The 20,704-nt window shown below is 68.5% G+C and carries 23 protein-coding genes; 12 read left to right on the top strand and 11 right to left on the bottom strand.

Annotated features, from left to right (window positions below):
* Positions 1-1,181, bottom strand: a 1,181-nt coding sequence (ahpF, locus tag CYU89_RS14465) for an alkyl hydroperoxide reductase subunit F (protein WP_296282070.1), incomplete at its 3' end; no start/stop codon positions are given.
* A 236-nt stretch (positions 1,182-1,417) separates the two neighbouring features.
* Entirely contained in the window at positions 1,418-1,981 is a 564-nt protein-coding gene (gene ahpC, locus CYU89_RS14460) for an alkyl hydroperoxide reductase subunit C (RefSeq protein WP_296282069.1), read from the bottom strand.
* A gap of 361 nt (positions 1,982-2,342) precedes the next feature.
* Between ahpC and prmC the strand changes: the two genes are divergently transcribed.
* From prmC to CYU89_RS14440, 4 genes are all read left to right on the top strand, one after another.
* Positions 2,343-3,212 (top strand): peptide chain release factor N(5)-glutamine methyltransferase, encoded by an 870-nt coding sequence (gene prmC / locus CYU89_RS14455; protein WP_296282068.1) that lies wholly within the window; start codon positions 2,343-2,345, stop codon positions 3,210-3,212.
* A 30-nt stretch (positions 3,213-3,242) separates the two neighbouring features.
* Entirely contained in the window at positions 3,243-4,184 is a 942-nt protein-coding gene (gene pip, locus CYU89_RS14450; protein ID WP_296282067.1) for a prolyl aminopeptidase, read from the top strand.
* Positions 4,185-4,213: 29 nt separating this feature from the next.
* The gene (locus CYU89_RS14445) at positions 4,214-5,113 is read left to right on the top strand and encodes a dienelactone hydrolase family protein (RefSeq protein WP_296282066.1); all 900 of its coding nucleotides are present in this window, start codon (positions 4,214-4,216) and stop codon (positions 5,111-5,113) included.
* A gap of 105 nt (positions 5,114-5,218) precedes the next feature.
* Entirely contained in the window at positions 5,219-5,647 is a 429-nt protein-coding gene (locus tag CYU89_RS14440) for a DUF4019 domain-containing protein (protein WP_296282064.1), read from the top strand.
* 3 nt (positions 5,648-5,650) lie between these two features.
* Here CYU89_RS14440 and CYU89_RS14435 read toward each other — a convergent pair whose 3' ends face one another.
* From CYU89_RS14435 to CYU89_RS14425, 3 genes are read right to left on the bottom strand one after another with little or no spacing between them, the layout of a single operon-like run.
* Positions 5,651-6,217 (bottom strand): NUDIX hydrolase, encoded by a 567-nt coding sequence (locus tag CYU89_RS14435; RefSeq protein WP_296282062.1) that lies wholly within the window; start codon positions 6,215-6,217, stop codon positions 5,651-5,653.
* A gap of 40 nt (positions 6,218-6,257) precedes the next feature.
* Complete coding sequence (locus tag CYU89_RS14430) at positions 6,258-7,178, bottom strand: 5'-3' exonuclease H3TH domain-containing protein (protein WP_296282060.1); 921 nt, start codon at positions 7,176-7,178, stop codon at positions 6,258-6,260.
* A complete protein-coding gene (locus tag CYU89_RS14425) occupies positions 7,171-7,752 on the bottom strand; it encodes a nitroreductase (RefSeq protein WP_296282058.1) in 582 nt (193 codons plus the stop codon). The genes CYU89_RS14430 and CYU89_RS14425 overlap by 8 nt, the downstream gene beginning before the upstream one ends.
* Positions 7,753-7,892: 140 nt before the next feature.
* Between CYU89_RS14425 and CYU89_RS14420 the strand changes: the two genes are divergently transcribed.
* From CYU89_RS14420 to CYU89_RS14410, 3 genes are all read left to right on the top strand, one after another.
* Positions 7,893-10,061: a DUF1631 family protein gene (locus CYU89_RS14420; RefSeq protein WP_296282057.1), complete on the top strand. Its 2,169-nt coding sequence runs from the start codon at positions 7,893-7,895 to the stop codon at positions 10,059-10,061.
* A gap of 188 nt (positions 10,062-10,249) precedes the next feature.
* Positions 10,250-12,577, top strand: a complete 2,328-nt coding sequence (locus tag CYU89_RS14415) for a DUF1631 domain-containing protein (protein ID WP_296282055.1) — start codon at positions 10,250-10,252, stop codon at positions 12,575-12,577.
* 74 nt (positions 12,578-12,651) lie between these two features.
* Positions 12,652-13,755, top strand: a complete 1,104-nt coding sequence (locus CYU89_RS14410) for an NAD(P) transhydrogenase subunit alpha (protein WP_296282052.1) — start codon at positions 12,652-12,654, stop codon at positions 13,753-13,755.
* A gap of 9 nt (positions 13,756-13,764) precedes the next feature.
* On the opposite strand, the gene CYU89_RS14405 is transcribed toward CYU89_RS14410, so the two are convergent.
* The 4 genes from CYU89_RS14405 to CYU89_RS14390 are packed head-to-tail and all read right to left on the bottom strand — an operon-like array spanning position 13,765 to position 15,521.
* Entirely contained in the window at positions 13,765-14,220 is a 456-nt protein-coding gene (locus CYU89_RS14405; protein ID WP_296282051.1) for a DUF3106 domain-containing protein, read from the bottom strand.
* The gene (locus CYU89_RS14400; RefSeq protein WP_296282048.1) at positions 14,217-14,597 is read right to left on the bottom strand and encodes a hypothetical protein; all 381 of its coding nucleotides are present in this window, start codon (positions 14,595-14,597) and stop codon (positions 14,217-14,219) included. The genes CYU89_RS14405 and CYU89_RS14400 overlap by 4 nt, the downstream gene beginning before the upstream one ends.
* Positions 14,594-15,163, bottom strand: coding sequence for an RNA polymerase sigma factor (locus tag CYU89_RS14395; RefSeq protein WP_296282046.1), 570 nt, complete (start codon positions 15,161-15,163; stop codon positions 14,594-14,596). Before CYU89_RS14395 ends, CYU89_RS14400 begins: the two co-directional genes overlap by 4 nt.
* Positions 15,164-15,185: 22 nt before the next feature.
* The gene (locus CYU89_RS14390) at positions 15,186-15,521 is read right to left on the bottom strand and encodes a hypothetical protein (protein ID WP_296282044.1); all 336 of its coding nucleotides are present in this window, start codon (positions 15,519-15,521) and stop codon (positions 15,186-15,188) included.
* Positions 15,522-15,684: 163 nt separating this feature from the next.
* Here CYU89_RS14390 and CYU89_RS14385 point away from each other — a divergent pair, with 163 nt between their 5' ends.
* Genes CYU89_RS14385 through CYU89_RS14375 form a run of 3 tightly spaced genes read left to right on the top strand, consistent with a single transcriptional unit; the run spans position 15,685 to position 17,869 of the window.
* Positions 15,685-15,981 carry an NAD(P) transhydrogenase subunit alpha gene (locus CYU89_RS14385; protein WP_056879767.1) on the top strand — a complete coding sequence of 99 codons (297 nt, stop codon included), beginning with the start codon at positions 15,685-15,687 and terminating at the stop codon, positions 15,979-15,981.
* Between the two features lie 5 nt (positions 15,982-15,986).
* Complete coding sequence (locus CYU89_RS14380; RefSeq protein WP_296282041.1) at positions 15,987-16,484, top strand: hypothetical protein; 498 nt, start codon at positions 15,987-15,989, stop codon at positions 16,482-16,484.
* Positions 16,481-17,869, top strand: a complete 1,389-nt coding sequence (locus CYU89_RS14375) for an NAD(P)(+) transhydrogenase (Re/Si-specific) subunit beta (protein WP_296282039.1) — start codon at positions 16,481-16,483, stop codon at positions 17,867-17,869. Before CYU89_RS14380 ends, CYU89_RS14375 begins: the two co-directional genes overlap by 4 nt.
* Before the next feature lie 15 nt (positions 17,870-17,884).
* Here the strand turns inward: CYU89_RS14375 and CYU89_RS14370 are convergent, their stop codons facing one another.
* Positions 17,885-18,298, bottom strand: a complete 414-nt coding sequence (locus tag CYU89_RS14370; protein ID WP_296282037.1) for a hypothetical protein — start codon at positions 18,296-18,298, stop codon at positions 17,885-17,887.
* A gap of 110 nt (positions 18,299-18,408) precedes the next feature.
* Here CYU89_RS14370 and sufT point away from each other — a divergent pair, with 110 nt between their 5' ends.
* Entirely contained in the window at positions 18,409-18,960 is a 552-nt protein-coding gene (gene sufT / locus CYU89_RS14365) for a putative Fe-S cluster assembly protein SufT (RefSeq protein WP_296282035.1), read from the top strand.
* A gap of 51 nt (positions 18,961-19,011) precedes the next feature.
* A complete protein-coding gene (locus CYU89_RS14360; protein WP_296282073.1) occupies positions 19,012-20,109 on the top strand; it encodes a branched-chain amino acid aminotransferase in 1,098 nt (365 codons plus the stop codon).
* A gap of 102 nt (positions 20,110-20,211) precedes the next feature.
* On the opposite strand, the gene CYU89_RS14355 is transcribed toward CYU89_RS14360, so the two are convergent.
* On the bottom strand, positions 20,212-20,703 hold the full coding sequence (locus CYU89_RS14355; RefSeq protein ID WP_296282033.1) for a hypothetical protein: 492 nt from the start codon (positions 20,701-20,703) through the stop codon (positions 20,212-20,214).
* Position 20,704 lies beyond the last annotated feature (1 nt).

Below are 20,704 nucleotides of genomic sequence, written 5' to 3'. Positions count from 1 at the left end.
AACACATCGTCGGCACGCAGTTGGCTGTCGAACTCGATCAGGGTCACGTGGGCGACGATGCCGGCCAGGTCGATCGCCGCCTCGACGCCGGAGTTGCCGCCGCCGATCACCGCTACGCGCTTGCCCTTGAACAGCGGACCGTCGCAGTGCGGGCAGTAGGCCACGCCCTTGTTGCGGTACTCGTCCTCGCCGGGCACGTTCATCTGCCGCCAGCGGGCACCGGTGGAGAGGATCAAGGTCTTCGACTTCAGCGAGGCTCCGTTGGCGAGCTGTACCTCAATCAGCCCGTCCTGTCCGGCGGGAACGAGCTTCTCCGCGCGCTGCAGGTTCATCACGTCGACCTGGTAGTCCTTGACGTGCTGCTCCAGCGCAGCGGCGAGCTTCGGGCCTTCGGTATACGGCACGGAAATGAAGTTCTCGATCGCCATCGTGTCCAGCACCTGGCCGCCGAAGCGTTCGGCCGCCACGCCGGTGCGGATGCCCTTGCGCGCAGCGTAAATGGCGGCGGCGGCGCCGGCCGGGCCACCGCCGACGACGAGCACGTCGTAGGGCGCCTTCGCCTTGATCTTCTCGGCATCGCGCTTGCCGGCGTTGGTGTCGAGCTTGGCGACGATTTCTTCCACGCCCATGCGGCCGGCGCCGAACACCTCGCCGTTGAGGAAGATCGTCGGCACCGACATCACTTCGCGCCGCTCGACTTCCTGCTGGAACAGCGCGCCGTCGATGGCGACGTGCTGGATCTTCGGGTTCAGCACCGCCATCAGGTTCAGCGCCTGCACGACGTCCGGGCAGTTCTGGCACGACAGCGAGAAATAGGTTTCGAAGCGGTATTCGCCATCGAGCGAGCGGATCTGTTCGATCACGTCCTGCGCGAGTTTCGACGGATGGCCGCCGACCTGCAGCAGTGCCAGCACCAGCGAGGTGAACTCGTGGCCCATCGGCAGGCCGGCGAAGGTCAGGTGGATGTCGTGGCCCGGCGAGGTCAGCGAGAAGGACGGTGTGCGTTCGCCGCCACGCTGCTCGGTGACGCTGATCCTGTCCGACACCTCCTTCAGGTCGCGCAGCAAGGACTGCAGCTCGGCCGAGGCGTCGCTGTCGTCCAGGAACGCGGTGATGTGGATGGGGCGCACGGCCTTTTCCAGGTAGGCCTGCAGCTGCGTCTTCAGATTGGCGTCCAGCATGGCGAACGTCTCCGTGGAGGAATAGGGGGAAGTGAGGTCAGGCGTTTGCAGGAGCGGCATGCGCCGGGGGAGGGAGCCGGCCAGGGAGGGGAACCGGCAAGCGGCACATGCCGCTGCTGCAAACGTCCGTCGGGGAGACCGACCTCCGGGCGCGTGGCCCGGAGGTGGCAGGAAGCGGATGACGCGGTACTGCAATGGCGCATCCGCGCTGGGATGCGCCGGTGCTGCGGCGAGGCTTAGATCTTGCCGACCAGGTCCAGCGACGGGGCGATGGTCTTGGCGCCTTCCTTCCACTTGGCCGGGCAGACCTGGCCGGGGTTGGCGGCGGTGAACTGCGCGGCCTTCAGCTTGCGCAGGGTTTCCGACACGTCGCGGGCGATTTCGTTGCTGTGAATCTCGGCGGTCTTGATGACGCCTTCCGGGTTGATGACGAAGGTGCCACGCAGGGCCAGGCCTTCTTCTTCGATGTGCACGCCGAAGGCACGGGTCAGCTGGTGGGTCGGGTCGCCGACCAGCGGGAACTGGGCCTTGCCCACTGCCGGGGAGGTTTCGTGCCACACCTTGTGCGAGAAGTGCGTGTCGGTGGTGACGATGTAGACCTCGGCGCCGGCCTTCTGGAACTCGGCGTAGTTGGCGGCGGCGTCTTCCACTTCGGTCGGGCAATTGAAGGTGAAGGCGGCCGGCATGAAGATCAGGACCGACCACTTGCCCTTCAGGGTGCCATCGGTGACTTCGACGAATTCGCCGTTGTGGAAGGCGGTGGTCTTGAACGGCTGGACCGCGGTGTTGATCAGGGACATGGAAGATCCTCGTGAGTGGAGTGGGTGTGGTGAAGCGATGGCGCCATGGTAGGCAGCGACTATTGATATCTCAAATCGATTGATGGAATTGAATAGATAGTTTTTGGCTATCAATAGGTGGGGTCGGCACATGCTTTCAACGAGATCTGAACAAAAAATCAAATTTTTCAGTTACTTATATTGATGGCGATCTGACTGGATCAGGACGTCTTAAGAGCTCTCTTGCCGGCACACGTCCGAACGAGGCCATTGCCGGCACTGCTAGAAGCACCGAGCGCTCCATACGCCATTGAGCACCATGATGGTGCGTCGCGGCGATGCGCAGGCGTGTGGGGTACCGCCGCCCGGTACCATGCGTGCCATGTCCGCTCCCGCCTCCCTCCGTCTCGACCACGCCCTGCGCGCCGCCGCGAGCCGACTGGCCGGCCCGGACGCCCGGCACGAAGCCGAGCAATTGCTGCTGCACGTGATCGGCCGCGACCGCGCCTGGCTGTTCGCGCATGGCGATGCCGCGCTGGCGGACGCGGAGGTTGCGGCGTTCGAGGCGCTGCTGGCGCGCCGGATCGCCGGCGAGCCGGTGGCTTACCTGGTCGGGCATCGCGGTTTCTGGACGCTCGACCTGCAGGTGTCGCCTGCCACCTTGATCCCGCGCCCGGAAACCGAGCGCCTGGTCGAGCTGGCGCTGGAGCGCCTGCCGGCGGACAGGCCGTTGCGCATCGCCGACCTCGGCACCGGCACCGGTGCGATCGCGCTGTCGCTGGCGAGTGAGCGACCGCAGGCGCGGGTGGTGGCAACCGATGTCAGCGCAGACGCGCTTGCCGTCGCACGCGCGAACGGCGTGTCGAACGCCGTCGCCAACGTCGAATTCCGCCACGGCAGTTGGTGGGCACCGCTGCAGGGCGAACGCTTCCATCTGGTCGCGAGCAATCCGCCCTACATCGCCGACGGCGACGCGCACCTGGTGCAGGGCGACCTGCGCTTCGAGCCGCCGACGGCCTTGTCCTCCGGCGCAGACGGGCTGGAGGCGATCCGCGAGATCGTGGGCGACGCATCGACGCATCTCATGCCCGGCGGCTGGTTGCTGCTGGAGCATGGCTGGGACCAGGCCACGGCGACCCGCGCGCTCATGACCGCCGCAGGCTTCGTCGACGTGGCCACGGAGACGGACCTGGAGCAGCGGGACCGCGTGACCCTTGGGCGCGTCACGGAAGCGCAGGACGCGAGCCGCTAGACTGTCGCTTTCCTCCAGGACGGGCTGCCCATGCGCACGCTGTACCCCGATATCGAACCCTTCGACACTGGCACGCTGAAGGTCGATGACCGCCATGAGCTGTACTACGAGCAGTGCGGCAACCCGCAGGGCAAGCCCGTGGTGCTGCTGCACGGCGGCCCGGGCGCGGGCTGCAGCCCGAAGATGCGCCGCTTCCACGATCCCGCGAAGTACCGCATCGTGCTGTTCGACCAGCGCGGCTCCGGTCGCTCCACGCCGCATGCGGACCTGGTGGACAACACCACCTGGGACCTCGTGGCCGACATCGAGAAACTGCGCGAAAAGCTCGGCATCGAGCGCTGGCAGGTGTTCGGCGGCAGCTGGGGTTCGACGCTGGCGCTGGCTTACGCCGAAGCGCACCCGCAGCGCGTGACCGAGCTGGTGCTGCGCGGCATCTTCATGCTGCGGCGGTGGGAGCTGGAATGGTTCTACCAGGAAGGCGCGAGCCGTCTGTTCCCGGATGCGTGGGAACACTACGTCACCGCGATCCCGCCGGTCGAACGCCACGACCTGATCTCGGCGTTCCATCGCCGACTGACCTCCGACGACAAGGCCACGCGCCTGGCGGCGGCGAAGGCGTGGAGCGTGTGGGAAGGCGCGACCAGTTTCCTGCACGTCGACGCGGATTTCGTCAGCGGCCACGAAGAGCCGGAGTTCGCGCTCGCGTTCGCGCGCATCGAGAACCACTACTTCGTCAACGGCGGCTTCTTCGAGGTCGAAGACCAGTTGCTGCGCGATGCCTCGCGCATCGCCGACATCCCGGGCGTGATCGTGCATGGCCGCTATGACGTGGTCTGCCCGGTCGCCAACGCGTGGGACCTGCACAAGGCCTGGCCGAAGGCGAGGCTCGAGATCACGCCGGCGTCTGGTCATTCCGCGTTCGAGGCCGAGAACGTCGACGCGCTGGTGCGCGCGACGGACGCCTTCGCCTGACGGGCCACCGCCGCACCGGAGAGAAGCTCATGGATTCGTCGCGCGCCACCGCTTCCGCCTTCGACCAGCGCCTGCTGGACCTGTACGACGATTACGTCCACGGCCGGATCGACCGGCGCGGCTTCCTGTCGGGTGCGGCCCGGTTCGCCGTCGGCGGTACGACGGCAGCCGCGTTGCTCGCGGCGTTGGCGCCGCAGTACGCGTTCGCTGAGCAGGTGGCCGCGGACGATCCGCGCATCACCACGGTCTACCGCACGTTCCCGGCACCGCAGGGCCATGGCGAAGGACGCGGCTTGCTGGCGATGCCGCGCGAGCCGGGACCGTATCCGGTCGTGCTGGTGGTGCACGAGAACCGCGGACTGAATCGGTACATCGAGGATGTCGCGCGTCGTCTTGCCGTGGCCGGTTTCATCGCGTTCGCGCCGGACGCCCTGTATCCGCTGGGCGGGTATCCCGGCAATGACGACAAGGGTCGTGAGTTGCAGGCCACGCTGGACCGCGCGAAGGTCATGGCCGATCTCGAAGCCGCCGCGCGCTTCGCGCAGGCGCTGCCGCGCGGCAACGGGAAGCTCGGCGTGGTCGGTTTCTGCTTCGGCGGGCTGGTGACCAACGTGCTGGCCGCGCGCCTGCCGGAGCTCGTCGATGCCGGCGTACCGTACTACGGCGGCCAGCCGTCGGCGGAGGAAGCATCGCGCATCCGCGCGCCGCTGCTGCTGCAGTTTGCCGAGCTGGATACGCGCGTCAACGCGGGGTGGCCTACGTACGAACAGCAGCTCAAGGACGCCGGCGTCGCGTACACGGCGCACATGTATCCCGGCGTGAACCACGGGTTCCACAACGACACCACGCCGCGCTACGACGCCGCGGCCGCCGAACTCTCCTGGCAACGGACGCTGGCGTTCTTCCGCAAGCATCTCGCCGGAGCCTAGAGCGACGGCCCCTCAGGGCTGCACGCAGGCTGTCCGGTCGCCGCATCCACCTGCGAACGAGACGGAGGGGTGCCTCGCGGCCGGTCGCGTGGCGGCGACCAGACGATGCGGACGTGCAGGGCGATGGTGGAAGCAGGGCAGGCGGGCGAGGGCAGGATCGGGCTGGAGGATGTCGACATCCCGCGGCTGGGCATGGCGGCGATGCGTTTCATCCAGGCGATCGAACAGGGTCATCACGGCGTGCTGTGGGACGCGGCGTCGGATGCGATCCGGCACTCGATGCCGCGCGATGCCTTCATCCATTCGCTGGCGCACCGGCACGACGTGCTCGGTCGCGGCACCGGGCGCCGCTGGACAGCGGTGCGAGTGGGTCGGCCCGCCACGCGCGCCGACCAGTTGCCGGGGACGTACGCGATGCTGGAATTCGCGGTGTCGTTCGGCGGACGTGGAACGCCGCATCGCGAAGTCATCACGCTGCGCCGCGAGGAAAGCGGCATCTGGCGCCTGGCGGGATACGGCGTCAACGCGACGTAGCGGTCAGCTGCGCGGCGTGCCGTCGAGGGTGTGGTCGATCATCCACAGGCCGGCCCAGAGCTTGGCGTCGAGTTCATAGCCCTCGCCGATCTTCTGCGCCAGCCAGGCGGCTGCCCGCACGCGCGGGATGGCGTGCACCGTGATGTCTTCGTCGCCATCGCCGCCACCTTCGCCGACCCTGCGAAGGCCGGTGGCACGCACGAAGGCGATCCGCTCGCTGCTGCTGCCCGACGAGGTGGGGCCGATCATCAGCACCTCCGCATGGTCGGCGGTCCAGCCGGTTTCTTCCTCCAGCTCGCGCACCGCGGACACCTCGATCGACTCGCCGGCGTGGATGTCGCCGACCAGGCCGGCCGGCATCTCGATCGTGCGCGCCTGCAGCGGCACGCGGAACTGTTCGACGAACAGCACTTCGTCGTCCGGTGTCACCGCGATGATGATGGCCGCCAGTCCGCCTGCGTGCGCGCGCTCCACGTATTCCCAGGTGCCGCGCACCATCATGCGCTGGTACTTGCCCTGCCAGACCACGCTGGCGGGCACCTTTCGCTTGTCGTCGTCGCGTTTGTCCATGCGGCGATGCTATCGGTTGCCGATGACGTTTGACAGACGGTCAGTACGCCGGCGGTTCCAGTCCTGCCGCCACGCGCAGGCGGCGTCGCGTCATCGGGCCGAAGCGCAAGGCATCGGACAGTCCGGCCAGCATGTCGCCGTCCGCCTGGCCGCGCGCATGGCCCGCGCCGATGTCGCCCAGCGGCGCATCCAGCGCGATGGTCGTGAGCTGCCGCCACAGCAGCGCGTGCTCGCGTTGCTCGCGCAGCCGCACGGCCAGCGTGGCGGCACCGCGCAGGCGCAGGAACGCGACCTCGTCCATCCGCGCGAGCAGGGTGTCGAGGTCGCCGAAATGCGCCAGCAGTACCGCGGCCGACTTGGCGCCGATACCGGTGACGCCGGGAATGTTGTCCACCGCATCGCCCGTCAGCGCCAGGTAGTCGGCGATCTGCCGCGCCTCCACGCCATGGCGCGCCTTCACGCCGGCGGCGCCCCAGCGCTGCCCGCGCGCGAAGTCCCACTGCTCGTCGTGTTCCTGCAACAACTGCGACAGATCCTTGTCGGCGGACACGATGACGCCGCGGAATCCCCGTGGCCGCGCTTCGTGGAGCGCACTGCCGATCAGGTCGTCCGCCTCGTACTCGCCATGCGCCAGCACGCTGAGGCCCAGCGCGGCGCACAGTGCCTTGCAGTGGGTGAACTGGCGCCGCAGTTCTTCCGGTGCAGGGTCGCGGTTGGCCTTGTAGGCGGGGTACAGCCGGTTGCGGAAGCAGCTGTCGAGGGCTTCGTCGAAGGCGACGGCGATGTGCGCGGGCCGCTCTTTCTCCAGCAGCTCGAGCAGGAAGCGCGCGAACCCGTGCACGGCATTCGTCGGCCAGCCGTCGGCGTCCTGGAACTCATCCGGCATCGAATGCCAGGCGCGGAACACGTACAGGCTCGCATCCACCAGGTACAGCGGGCGCGGGTGCGACGGATCAGGCATCGGGATTCCAGACGGTCAACAGCGCGGCGGGGTCCGGCCGCTCCCGCTCGGGCGCCAGCAGCCGCGGCGTGCCGATGTGGATGAAGCCCACGATCCTCTCGTCCTGCACGAGCCCCAGCCGCTGCGCCACGTGCGCGTCATAGGCCATCCATCCGGTCAGCCATTGCGCGCCGAAGCCGAACGCCTGCGCGGCCTGCAGCAGGGCGAAGCAGACGCTGCCGGCCGTCAGCAGTTGTTCCTGCTCGGGCACCTTGTGGTCGGGCGTGAGGCGCGCGACGACGGTGACGATGTCCGGGGCGCTGGAAAAACGACTGCGGTCCTTCTCCACCGCCGCATCGGGCGCACCGGGGTCCAGCGCACGGGTGCGCGCCGCCAGCGCATCGCCCAGTGCATGGCGCGCATCGCCGTGAAGATGGATGAAGCGGAACGGCACCAGCTTGCCGTGGTCGGGGACGCGGACCGCGGAGGCCAGCATGCGGAGCAGGGTCGCACGGTCCGGGCCGGGTTCGCCCAATTGCTTGGAAGGTACGGAGCGTCGCGCGTCCAATCCCTGCAACAGACTTTCAGTGAGCATCGAGGCGCCTTATAGTGGGATTCAGTGCACATTAGCGGTGCATGAGTTTAATCGCAGCGGATGCACCACGGTCCGCGCCACGCACGGCTCCTCACTGCAGGACGGGTCGCAGCGGACAACCTGGCCGACCGAACGACGCAATGCCCGCCACGCCACCGCCCCTTCCCACCTCCGGCCACCAGCTCGTCGAGCTGCTGCGCGACGCGATGCAGCCGCCGCTGCAGGCCGCGTTCGCCGATGTGGTGGACGGCCTGCGCCAGCCGATGCTGGATCGCCTGGAACAGAGCGAGGTGGACCGTGGCCCCTATCTCGACGGCCTGCTGGCGCTGCGTGAACGGCGCGAGGCCATCCTGCGCGGATTCCGCGAGGACCTCGACGCGGCATGGCAGGCAGCGGCGACGGGCGATCAGGCACCGGCGCAGTTCGGCACGGAGAAGACCGGCGCCAGCCTGGGCCTGGTGGAGGAGGACGAACTGGATGTCCGCCTGGCCACCGAACATCTCGCGGAGGTGATCGCGCGCGAGTGGCAGTCCGAGCTGTTGCGCCTGAACGGCTACCTGACCTGGCTGGACATGGGGGTGCGGCTGGATCCCGGCCTGGGACCCTATTCGCCGGCGCGCATCGCGATGGCCGCCTACCAGGGATTCGCGCGCGCGGCCTTGCCCGGCAACGTGCGGGCGCTGGCCATGCAGTGCTGCGAGCGCGAACTCGTGGAACTGGTCGGGCCCATCTACGAATCCATGCACGCGCGCCTGGTCCGCAGGCTGGGGGCGCAGGACACCTCGTCTCCTCGCATGCGCCGGGCGCTGGCGATTCCGTCCGCCGGCGACGAGGCGACCAGCGAACCGGACTGGATGACGCGCTTCTTCGTGTCCTGGGACCACGGTGACGCCGAGGCGGCCACCGGCCCGGACGCGACCGCCTCGCTGCCGCCCGCGCTCCACCAGTTGCTGGAAGAATCGCGCTTGCAGCGCGCCCGCAACCAGGGCGTCGCGCGCACGGCTGAACGCACCTCGCTGTCACAGCGTGAGCTCATCGTCGCCCTGACGCTGCTGCAGATCGCGCCCGCCGAGGTGCACGCGGAGATCCTCGCCCGTCCCGACCGACTGCAGGCGGCGTTCAAGCAGCAGATCTTCCTGCAGGCCGCGCAGCTCGGCGTCGCACCCGAGGCCGTGGCGATCTCCGAGGCGGACGAGAACGTCGTCGACCTCGTCGGCATGCTGTTCGAAGTGATCTTCCGGGAAAGCCACCTGACCAGCGAACAGGTCCAGCTTCTGGGCCGGCTGATGGCGCCGATGACCAAGGTCGCGCTGCAGGACCGCAAGCTGTTCCTGCATGCGACCCATCCCGCGCGCCGGCTGCTCAACGTCCTGGTCGAGGCATGTGACGGCAATCCGGGGCAGACCGAGTCGCAGCGCCTGTTGCTGGAGAAGGTCAAGGACACGGTGCAGCGACTGGTCGCGGATTTCGACGAAAGCCAGTCGGTGTTCCGCCTGGCGCGCGCGGAATTCAACGCGTTCTACGCACGCTATCGTGGCGAGGCGGAACAGGTCGAGCAGGCGCTCGCGGCGGAACAGCAGGCCAAGGACGCGGAAGCGGACCTGGTCGCGCGGTTCGCCTCGCAACTCGAAGACCGCCTGCAGCCGCAGGACATCCCGGCCCCGATACGGCGGCTGCTGAAGGAAAGTTGGCCCGCCTATGCCGCGCGCATGGAGGGGCTGGGCAAGCCCAAGGCGGCCCCGATGATGCTGGATGGCCTGCTGCAGGCCGTCGCCGATGCCCACATCCGCGACGATGTGCGCGGCTGGCATGCGGCGATGGACTGGCTGCAACCGATGTGGATGGCCTCGGGGCAGTCGCGGGCCGCCATCGCGATCTTGCGCGAGCGGCTGTTCGATGCACTGGTGACCCCGCAGGCTGCGGCCACCGAGGCGGCCGTCGAACCGCCTGCGCCCGTCGTGCAGGCGCCATTGCTGCCCGGGTTGCTGGAAACCCACGAGTGGGTCGAGGGGCTCGAGCATCTCGACCCGGTGATGACGGACTATTTCCAGCACTTGCGCGAAGGCAGCTGGCTGGACTTCGTCGACAAGGATCATCGCGTACAGGCGGGCCGTCTGAGCTGGATCAGCCCCTTCTCGCGCCGCATGATGTTCGTCAGCCGCTCGGGTTCGCGCATCTGCGTGGCGTCGGTGCAGGAGCTGGTGGTGATGGCGCAGCTGGGCCGCGTGCGCATGCACCGCGACGAGGACGCGTTCTACAGCGCCATGCAGGGCGTGGTCGACCGCCTGGCCGCACCGGCACAGGCTTGATTGTGACAACCTCGCCCCCCATGCAAGCGGCGTGCCGCAACGGTTTTCTGCGCGGCGCCCTGTTGCGCAGCGTCAAACTGCCGATGCCATCACGGTAGTCCGTCAGCCGGATTTCCTACGATGTCGCTGCGGATCCCCGTCCGCATCCCCCCACTCCCTTTCGCCCTCCGGGGCGGGGAACCCTGCGCATGTCGAACGTCCCCAACCTCGCCGACCGCCCCGGGCGCGATACGCGCCTGCTGGAGCAGGCACGCGATGCCGCGATCCCGCCGCTGGTGGATGCGTTCGCGGTCGCGTTGGGGCGTTTCGACGACGCCCTGTTCGACAGGGCGGAACGGGCCGGTCCCTCGCAGATGGCCTTCCTCGACGCCATGCGCGAACTGCGCCGTCGCCGCGAGGACATCATCGGCCGCTTCCGCGGGCAACTGCAGCGGTCGTGGAAGGCCTTCGAGGCCGGGCAGCCGGTGCCGAGCGAGCGGGTGTTCCTGGAGTCGGCGGAAGACACGCTCAGCCTGGTCTCGGAACAGGAACTCGAATCGCGCTTGGCCGTCCGCAATTTCGCCAGCGTGATCATGCGCGACTGCAAGCCGGTGCTTGCGCGGCTTGACCGACGGCTCGGCTGGATCGCCGGCGACATCACGCTGGATGCCGATCTCAACCCGATCGGCCCCGAGCATATCGGCGTGGCCGTGCACCAGGCGTTCGCTGCCTGTGACCTGGCGGCCGATGTCCGGCTGGTGGTGATCAAGCTGTGCGAGCGCGACTTCGTGCCGGCCATCGCCCGCATCTACGCCTCGCTCGACCAGCGCCTGATGCAGGTCGGCGTGATGCCGGAACTGCCTGCGCGCCGCGCGCCGTCGCCCTCGTCCACGGGCGCGCCCGCGCAGGAGTTCGACGCCGTCAACGATGCGGCGGCCGATGGCGAGGACCCCGGGGCGCCGGCGTGGGCCGCGCGCTTCCTCAACCGCATGGCGGGCGTCAGCCGCGGACTGCAGGCCAGCCAGGCCGCGCCGGCTGCGAGCGCATTCGGCGATGTGCCGCCCGGCTACGGCGGGGCCCCCGGTGCCCAGGGCGTGCTGCTGGAAGCCCTGCACCATCTGCTGCAGGAATCACGCCGGGGTCGCGATGCCGGCGATGCGCCGCCACCGCGCGCGGCCGATCCGCGCCAGCGCGACCTGTCGCAGCGCGAAATGCTTTCGGTGCTGTCCCTGCTGCAGGCGTCGCCCAGCGCCACGCTGCGCGCAGCCATCGGCGACACCGGCGAGTCGCTCTCGCAGCGGCTCAAGAACGAAGTGCTCAGCAGCGCCACGCAACTCGGCGTGGATCCGTCGCAGGCGCGCCTCGCACCGGTCGATGAAGATGCCATCGACCTGGTGGGCATGCTGTTCGACGTGATGCTGGACGAGCGCGATCTGGAGGGCCGGCCGCGCGAGCTGATCGGTCGTCTGGTCGTCCCGTTCGTGAAGGTGGCCCTGCTCGACCGTCGCATGTTCGTGCAGAAGACCCATCCCGCACGGCGCCTGCTCAACGTGCTGGCCGAAGCCTGCGAGGGCAACAACGGCGAAAGCGCCGCCGAGCGCACGCTGCTGACCAAGGTCGAGGAAGTCGTCGATCGCCTGGTCGCCGAGTTCAACGAGAATCTCGCGATCTTCCTGACCCTGGAAGAGGAATTCCGCGCCTACCTCGAGCAGCACCGCCGCCGTATCGAGATCGCCGAGCGTCGTGCCGCCGAGATCCAGCGCGGCCAGGAACGCCTGGAAGCCGCGCGTGCGCGCATGACGTCCGAGCTGGACGAGCGCCTCTCGGGACGGCGCGTGCCGCAGGCCATCGAGGATTTCCTGCGCCAGCCGTGGGCGCACCACGTCACCATGACGGTCCTGCGCGAGGGCGACGAGGGAGACGGCCTGCGCGAAGCACTGGCGCTGGCCGACGGCGTGCTCGAGGAACTGACCGAAGCGCAGCGCCACGTGGTCGGCAAGCCGTGGCTGCAGGCCTGGCGTGCGCAGATGCTGAAGGTGTTCGCCAGCGTCGGCATGAACCAGGATGCGGCCGCCGGCGCGGTGGATGCGCTGCACGACACCCTGCAGGCCGTGGCTGCCGCGCGTCCGGACCTGGAGCGCGCGTTGCCCGAGCTGCCGCAGGTCGTGTTGCCCAAGCCCGTCGTGGAAGAAGAGAGCGCGTCCATCCAGCTGGTCGGCGGGGCGGATACGCTCGATTTCGACCACAGCGATGCGGACCATTTCCGCGGCCTGCCCATCGGTACCTGGCTGGATTTCATCGACAAGGACAACAAGGTGCAGGCGGGCAAGCTGTCGTGGGTCAGCCCGATCTCCTCGCGCCTGCTGTTCGTCAACCGCCGCGGCGTGCGCTTCTGCGTCGCCTCGCCCGAAGAACTCGCGGCGATGGTGCGGTTGGGACGCCTGCGCACCCACCAGAGCGAGGACGCGTTCGACAGCGCCATGCAGGGCGTGATCGAGCGCCTGGAACCGGCGCCGTCGGCCGCCGCCCCGGCGTAAGGGAATCCGCGCCGCGCGGCCTTGCCGCGCTCTGTTAGCATCGCGGCACGGATGACCTAACGACGAGGGGCGCAATGGCGGTCGAAGTTCGGGTACTGAAGGAAGCCGCCGAGGGCGAACGCCGTGTGGCCGCGACGCCGGAAACCGTGCGCAAGCTGATCGCCGCGGGCGCACGGGTGGCCGTGGAGCGCGGAGCGGGCGACGGCGCGGGCTTCATCGACAGCGCCTACGCCGACGCGGGCGCCGAACTCGTGGACGATGCGGGCCGCGCCGGCGCCGACCTGCTGCTGTGCGTGCAACCGCCTTCGGCCGGCGCCATCGAAGGCTTCAAGCGGGGCGCCACGCTGGTCGGCGTACTGCAACCCACTGCCGATCCGGCGCGTGCCGCTGCGCTGCAGGCGAATGGTATCCAGGCATTCCCGCTGGAGCGGTTGCCGCGCACCACGCGTGCGCAGGCGATGGACGTGCTGAGTTCGCAGGCCGGCATGGCCGGCTACAAGGCGGTGCTGATCGCGGCGCAGCTGGCGCCCCGCTTCTTTCCCATGCTGACCACGGCCGCCGGCACCATCCGTCCGTCCAAGGTGCTGATCGTCGGGGCGGGCGTCGCGGGCCTGCAGGGCGTTGCGACCGCCAAGCGCCTGGGTGCGCAGGTCGAAGGGTTCGACGTGCGTCCGGAGACGCGCGAGCAGATCGAATCGCTGGGCGGCAAGTTCCTCGACCTCGGCGTCAGCGCGGCGGGCGAAGGGGGCTATGCGCGGCAACTGACGGACGTAGAGCGCGCGCTGCAGCAACAACGGCTGGCCGAGCACCTCAAGGGCATCGACGTGGTGGTGTGCACGGCCGCCGTCCCCGGGCGTCCGGCACCGAAGATCGTCACCACTGCGATGGTCGACGGCATGAAGCCGGGCAGCGTTATCGTGGACCTGGCGGCCGAGACCGGCGGCAACTGCGAACTGACGCGCCCGGGCGATACCTACGCGCACCACGGCGTGACCATCGCCGGTCCGCTCAACCTCGCCAGCCTGGGTGCGGTGCATGCGAGCGAGATGTACGCCCGCAACATGCTGAACTTCGTCGCCCTGTTCGTCAGGGACGGTGCGCTGCAGTTCGATTGGAGCGATGAATTGCTGGCGAAGACGGTATGGCCGGATCGGCCGGCCACGCAGGCGGCCGCCTGACGCCGGACGTCAGCGTTCCGGCCGCCGGTTCCGATCACGGTCACGGTCACGCGGCGGCGGTGCGTTGTCGCGCATCCACGCCTCGCGCTGTTCGGGCGTCATCTTTTTCCACTCGTTCCGCAAGGCCTCGCGCTGCTCGGGGCTGAGCGTCTTCATGCGTGCGAACAGGGCGCGCGCATGCCGGCGCTGATCGGGACTCATGCCCTCAAAGCGCTTCATGCCGTGCCGCGCCTGCGCACGCTGTTCCGGCGTCATCGCCTGCCAGCGCTGGGCGCGTTCGAGCATGCGGCCGCGATCGCCGGGCTCCCGGTTCCAGCGGTCGCGCACGGGTGCGATCAGGGCTTCACGCTGTTCGGGCGTCAGCTTCTCCCAGGTCGGCAGCGGCGCGGGTGCGGACTGCGCGAGCACGTGGCCACTGGCCAGCAGGACGCCGAGGGCGAGGATGCGAAGGGCAGCGGCCTTCATGGGGTCGACTCCATGGCAAGGGGCTGTGCGTCGGCGGACGCCAGCCAGAGATACAGTTCGGGGTCTTCGTCGTACGCGCTGGCCACGCCGAGTTCCTCCGCAGTGAGGTCGCCCTCGCTCTCGCCGGCAACGGTCTCCGGCGCGGGCGGCACCGGGCCGCGGGGCAGCCATTGCAGACCGACACCGACCGCCAGCACCGCGGAAAAGGCCGTGGCCACCAGCCAACGCCCACGGTGGCGCGCACCGGCCGGCGCGGCCTGCCGCCCGGCCTCGTGGCGGGCGTTCCGCAGGTGCATCAGGGTCTGGGGTGAGACCTGCGCCAGCGACGCCTGGTGCAGGCGACGCGCGTACTGGTCGATGTCAGGGGCGGGGTTCATCGGAATTCCTCAAGTTGCCGTTGCAGGGCCTCGCGCGCGCGGGACAGGTGGGTTTTCACCGATCCCTCCGAGCAGCCCATCGCGCGCGCGGTGTCGGCCACATCCAGTTCTTCCAGCACGCGCAGGGTAAACGCCTCGCGCTGGCGCGCGGGCAGGCCGCGCAATGCCTGCACCAGGCGGGTATACGCCTCGCGCTGATCGTGGGCCTGCGCCGGCCCTGCGCCGTGGTCGGGCGCCCAGTCCACCGGTCCTTCCTCGCCGCGATCGCCCGTGGGCATCAGCCAGCGCAGGCGGAAGCCGGCGCGGCGCTGCAGGTCGACGATGCGACGGCGCAGGATGCTCCAGAACAGCGGTGACCATTCTTCGGCCGGCTTCTCGCGATAGGCCAGCATCTTCATCATCGCGTCCTGCACCGCATCGAGCGCGTCCTCGCGATGGCGCAGGCCGGCTTCGGCGAACCGGAACGCGCGGGGTCCGATATCGGCCAGGAAACGCTCGATCGTCGTCGCCAGCGGGGCGGGCGACGACGTTTCCGGCGGCGGGCTCGGGGCGGTGCTCACCAACATAGCTTAGCGGTCGCGTTGTGGATCAGCCGCGATGGTCCAGGCGCCGGTCGATGCGATCGCCACGGCGGTCCGAGCGCGCCTCGGCCCGTTCGCCCTTGCGATCCAGCCGGGTATCGATGCGGTCGCCGCGGCGTTCCAACCGGTTCGCGGCGCGGGAGTGACCATGATGGTCGGCCCACTGCGCACTGCGGTCGAAGCGCCGCTCGATACGGTCGCCGCGCGCGTCGGTCCGTTGTTCGATGCGGTCGCCCTTGCGGTCCAGGCGATGGTCGATGCGGTCGCCGCGATCGCCGGCGACGGCGGTGCCGGTGGCAGTCAGCAGCAGTACGGTCAGGCCGAGCAATGACGTGCGCTTCATGGTGGACTCCTCGGTGGGATGGGGCGGTGCAGGCAAGGAAACGCCCCGAGGCGTCGTCGGTTGACGCGGCAGCGCCGCCCACGCGCGGGTTCAGGTACGGTTATGATGCGGAAGCACCGGCCGACGCCCGTGCATCGACAACGTGGACGAGGTGGAGGAGCGGATGAGCGACGGGTTCGTGGCGCTGTACATCTTCATGCTGGCGGCCATCGCCGGCCACGTGATCATCTCGCGGGTGCCGGTGATCCTGCACACGCCGCTGATGTCCGGCTCCAACTTCATCCACGGCATCGTCCTGATCGGCGCGATGGTCGTGCTGGGCCACGCCGATACCACGCTGGAAAAAGCCATCGGCTTCATCGCCGTCCTGCTGGGCGCGGGCAACGCGGCCGGCGGTTACGTGGTCACCGAACGCATGCTGGACATGTTCAAGAGCAGCAAGCCCGCGGGTGGCAAGTGAGCAGCATGCCCATCGCTCCCGCGCCTGCGCGCACCGCGCGCGAGATATTCCAGGGGTTGAGCTACCTCCAGTACCCGGCGCTGCTGGTGGCGTCGGGGTACGCGGCGAAGTCGGGTTGGACGCTCGCAATGGCCGGCAGCGGGAGCTGGGCGGCGGTGTACGACGACTGGAACTATGTGCTGCTGTACGCCGGCATCGGTATCGGCCTGTCTTCCCTGCAGGATCCGACCCGCACGCAGAACGCGTTGTCGAAACGCGTCTGGCAGGACCCACGCAAGGGGCGCTGGATGCTGGTGCTGCTGTCTTTTTACACCGTCACCCCGATGGTGGCCGGGCTGTTCGGCGCATACCTGGCCGACACGACGGTGGTGAACCAGTTGTCGCTGGGCCTGGTGGCCTTCGGCCTGGGCATGGTCGGCCTGCTCAAGACCGCCATCGAGATGCGTGAGCACCATCGGGTGGACAAGCCACCCGCGTCGTCGTCCGAAGGGAGCCGTGCATGAGTGCGTTGACGCTGGTGAAGCTGAGTTACTTCGTGGCCGCCACGCTGTTCCTGCTGGGCCTGCAGCGCATGGCCAGCCCCAAGACCGCGCGCAGCGGCATCCAGTGGGCCGGTGCGGGCATGCTGATCGCGACCATCGCCACGTTCTTCCTGCCGGGACTGCACAACATCGGTCTGATGATCGCGGCCATCGTGATCGGCGTCGGCCTGAACTGGGTCTGGGGCAAGAAGGTCGCCATCACCGACATGCCGCAGATGGTCGCGCTGTTCAACGGTATGGGCGGCGGTTCGGCCGCGGCGATCGGTGCGGTGGAACTGGTGCGCTACTCCGCCGGTGAGCCGGCGCCGTCGACGTTCACGCTGTCGTTGGCGGTCATCGGCGCGCTGATCGGCGCGGTCTCGCTGACCGGCTCGGTGATCGCCTGGGCCAAGCTCGACGGGCGCATGGACAAGCGCTACACCTTCCCGGGGCAGCAGTGGTTCAACGCGCTGGTGGCGCTGGCCGCCATCGCCAGCGGCGTGATGGCGCTGACCACCCTGGCGATGCCGTGGATCATCGCGTTCTTCGTGCTGTCGCTGGCGCTCGGCGTGCTGATGACGCTGCCCATCGGCGGCGCCGACATGCCGGTGGTGATCTCGCTCTACAACGCCTTCACCGGCCTGGCGGTCGCCTTCGAAGGCTACGTGCTCGGCAACGAAGCGCTCATCATCGCCGGCACCATGGTCGGCGCGGCCGGCATGCTGCTGACGCGGCTGATGGCCAAGGCGATGAACCGCAAGATCACCAACGTGCTGTTCTCCAACTTCGGTGGCGGCAGTGCGGCGATGCAGGAAATCGGCGGATCGATGAAGCCCATCGAGGCCGCCGACGTCGCCGCGATGATGGCCTACGCCGAACGCGTGGTGATCGTGCCCGGCTACGGCCTGGCGGTGGCGCAGGCGCAGCACAAGATCTGGGAGCTGTCGCAGAAGCTGCTGGATCGCGGCGTCAAGGTGAAGTTCGCCATCCACCCGGTCGCCGGCCGCATGCCCGGCCACATGAACGTACTGCTCGCCGAAGCCGGCGTGCCCTACGACCTGATCGCCGACATGGACGACATCAACCCCGAGTTCGCCAACACCGACGTCTCGCTGGTGATCGGCGCGAACGACGTGGTGAATCCGGTGGCGAAGACCGACCCGGCCAGCCCGATCTACGGCATGCCCATCCTCGACGTGGTGAACTCGAAGAACACCATCGTCATCAAGCGCGGCAAGGGCACCGGTTTCGCCGGCATCGAGAACGCGCTGTTCTACGCCGACAACACCCGCATGCTGTACGGCGACGGCAGCGAGATGGCCAATGCGCTGGTCAGCGAACTGAAGGCGCTGGACGGCGGGCACTGAGCCCGCCGCTCCGCGTCAGCGCGTCCACCAGGCCGCCAGCAGCGGCGCCGCCACCAGCGCCGCGGCGTCCAGCGGGGAGGTGGTCAGCGACACCAGTGTCCAGGCATGGTGCGCGCCCAGCTTCAGCACCGAATCCCACGGATTGAGCCCGAAGGCAAACCCCATCTGGGTGGCGGCGATGGTCCACAGCGCCAGCAGGGAGATCGCGACGGTGGCCACGCCGCCCAGCACGGCACGGCGCGCCCCGGCGGGCATGCCGCACAGGCGCAGCACCAGCACGATGTCGAGCGCGGCGGCCAGCGCCATCCAGCCCGCCTGCCGCTGGAGGTAGAGCGCCAGCGCCACCCAGATCACCAGCACGCTGCCGCCGGCCAGCACGAGCATCAGGGGAACAAGCCATGGGGCGGCGCGACGCAGGGCGGGGGACATGGAGACTCCGGCAGGGCCGCCAAGGATACGGCCTGAACGCGGTCGCCGGGGCGCGAAGGCTACAATAGGCCGCCTTGCAGCGCCCCACGCGCGTCCCCATCTGGTCTTGCATGTATTCCCGCAGCAGCGAACCCGTCCAATTCTCCCGCGATTGCGCCGCCGTTCTGGTGCCGCAGGGCGAACTCGTCACCCTGCCGGCCGGCAGCTACGGCTACATCACCCAGGCGCTCGGCGGCAGTTACACCGTGTTCGTTGAAGGCAACCTGATGCGCATCGCCGGCAGGGATGCGGATGCGATCGGCAAGGAACCGTCCGAACCGCTCTCGTTGCCCGACAACGCCAGCGACGAGGAAGTCGAGGCGATGGTGTGGAACCAGCTGCGCACCTGCTTCGATCCCGAGATCCCGTTCAACATCGTCGACCTCGGCCTGGTCTACGAAGCCAACCTCACTACCCGCGACGACGGCCAGCGCGGCGTCGACGTGAAGATGACGCTGACCGCGCCGGGCTGCGGCATGGGCGAGATCCTGGTCGACGACGTGCGCAGCAAGCTGGAGATGATCCCCACCGTGGCCGAGGCCGATGTCGAACTGGTGTTCGATCCGCCGTGGGGCCGCCACATGATGTCCGACGCCGCCAAGCTGGAAACCGGCATGCTCTGAGCCCGCGGCTCGCCCGATGCAGAACCCGTCAGGAAGAAAGAGATGAACGTGATGAACGCCGCCCCGTTGACCTACCGCGTGAACCGCTCCGACAAGGCCCGCACCCCGGACGAGCGCGACGCCATCCTCGCCAGCCCCGGGTTCGGCCTTCACTTCACCGACCACATGGTCGCCATCACCTGGGACAAGGCGCAGGGCTGGCACAGCGCGGAAGTCCGCGCCTACGGTCCGCTGTCGCTGGACCCGGCCGCCTCGGTGCTGCATTACGGCCAAGAGATCTTCGAAGGCATCAAGGCCTACCGCCATGCCGACGGCTCCATCTGGACCTTCCGTCCCGACGCCAACGGCAAGCGCCTGCAGCGTTCGGCCGCGCGCCTGGCGCTCCCGCAGCTGCCGGTCAACGAGTTCGTCGAATCGCTGCGCCAGCTGGTCGCCATCGATGGCGACTGGGTGCCGTCGGCGCCGGAGACCAGCCTGTACTTCCGTCCCTTCATGATCGCCACCGAAGCCTTCCTCGGCGTGCGCGCCGCGCACCAGGCCGGCTACTACGTCATCGCCAGCCCCGCCGGCGCGTACTTCGCCAAGGGCGTGGCGCCGGTGTCGATCTGGCTGTCGGAAGACTATGCCCGCGCCGCCAAGGGTGGCACCGGTGCCGCCAAGTGCGGCGGCAACTACGCCGCCTCGCTGCTGCCGCAGCAGGAAGCGCAGGCGCAGGGCTGCTCGCAGGTACTGTTCCTCGATCCGGTGGAAGGCAAGTATCTGGAAGAACTGGGCGGCATGAACGTGTTCCTCGTCTACAAGGACGGCCACATCGTCACCCCGGAACTTTCCGGCAGCATCCTGGAAGGCATCACCCGCGACAGCATCATCCATATCGCCCGCGATCGCGGCCATGCTGTCGAAGAACGCAAGGTGTCGATCGACGAGTGGAAGCAGGGCGTCACTTCGGGCGACATCGTCGAGGTCTTCGCCTGTGGCACCGCCGCGGTGATCACGCCGATCGGCCAGCTCAAGGGCAAGGACTTCGCCGTCGGCGACCTCAACGCACCGGCCGGCGAAGTGACGATGGGTATCCGCAAGGAACTCACCGACATCCAGTACGGCCGCATCCCCGACCGCCACGGTTGGCTGGTGAAGTTGCGCGATTGATACGCGTCGTGATCGATGCGGGCAGATGAGGTAAGGCCCGCATCGCAATCAGTTTGGCCGACCGGCTTGGGCCGCGACGACGCACGGCGTCGCCTTCAGCGCTCACTCCCGTGGTTTCGCGGGACGATATCGGCGTTGGTCGCCGTATGGGCGTGCCGCAGGATCGATGTTCACGCAGATGCGTCCGTCACAGAGCATCGCGTCAGATGCCGCATAGGCCTGCAGGATGGGAATGGCCTGTTCATGACGCTGCAGCTCCGATTGCACCGTCTGGAGTTCGCGTCGGTAATAGCCCAGCAGTAGCCACCCCACAAGCAGGAACAGCAGCAACGAGCTGCCCGCGAGCGCAAACGCTACGGAGACGGTTCGTTGCGCCGCCTGGAGTTTCACGCATGCGCTCTCCACGGCGCGGTCGTACCTGATCGTGGCGGGAGCGAGCGCGGATTGAGCCTGGTCGTGCAACGATTGCATGTGCTGGTGGAACCGGTCCGCCGTCTGCCGGTCGCGCTGTTCAAGCTTCGCCATCAGCGCCGCCTGCAGCCTGATGCTGTTCTGCAACGAGGAAAGTACTTCTTCCATGGCGCTGTGCGTCATG

Origin of the sequence: Pseudoxanthomonas sp., assembly GCF_002863005.1 — a bacterium.
Classification (GTDB): Bacteria; Pseudomonadota; Gammaproteobacteria; order Xanthomonadales; family Xanthomonadaceae; genus Pseudoxanthomonas_A.
The sequence above is the reverse complement of the archived record's forward strand: the minus strand, read 5'-3'. Positions and strand labels throughout refer to the sequence as shown.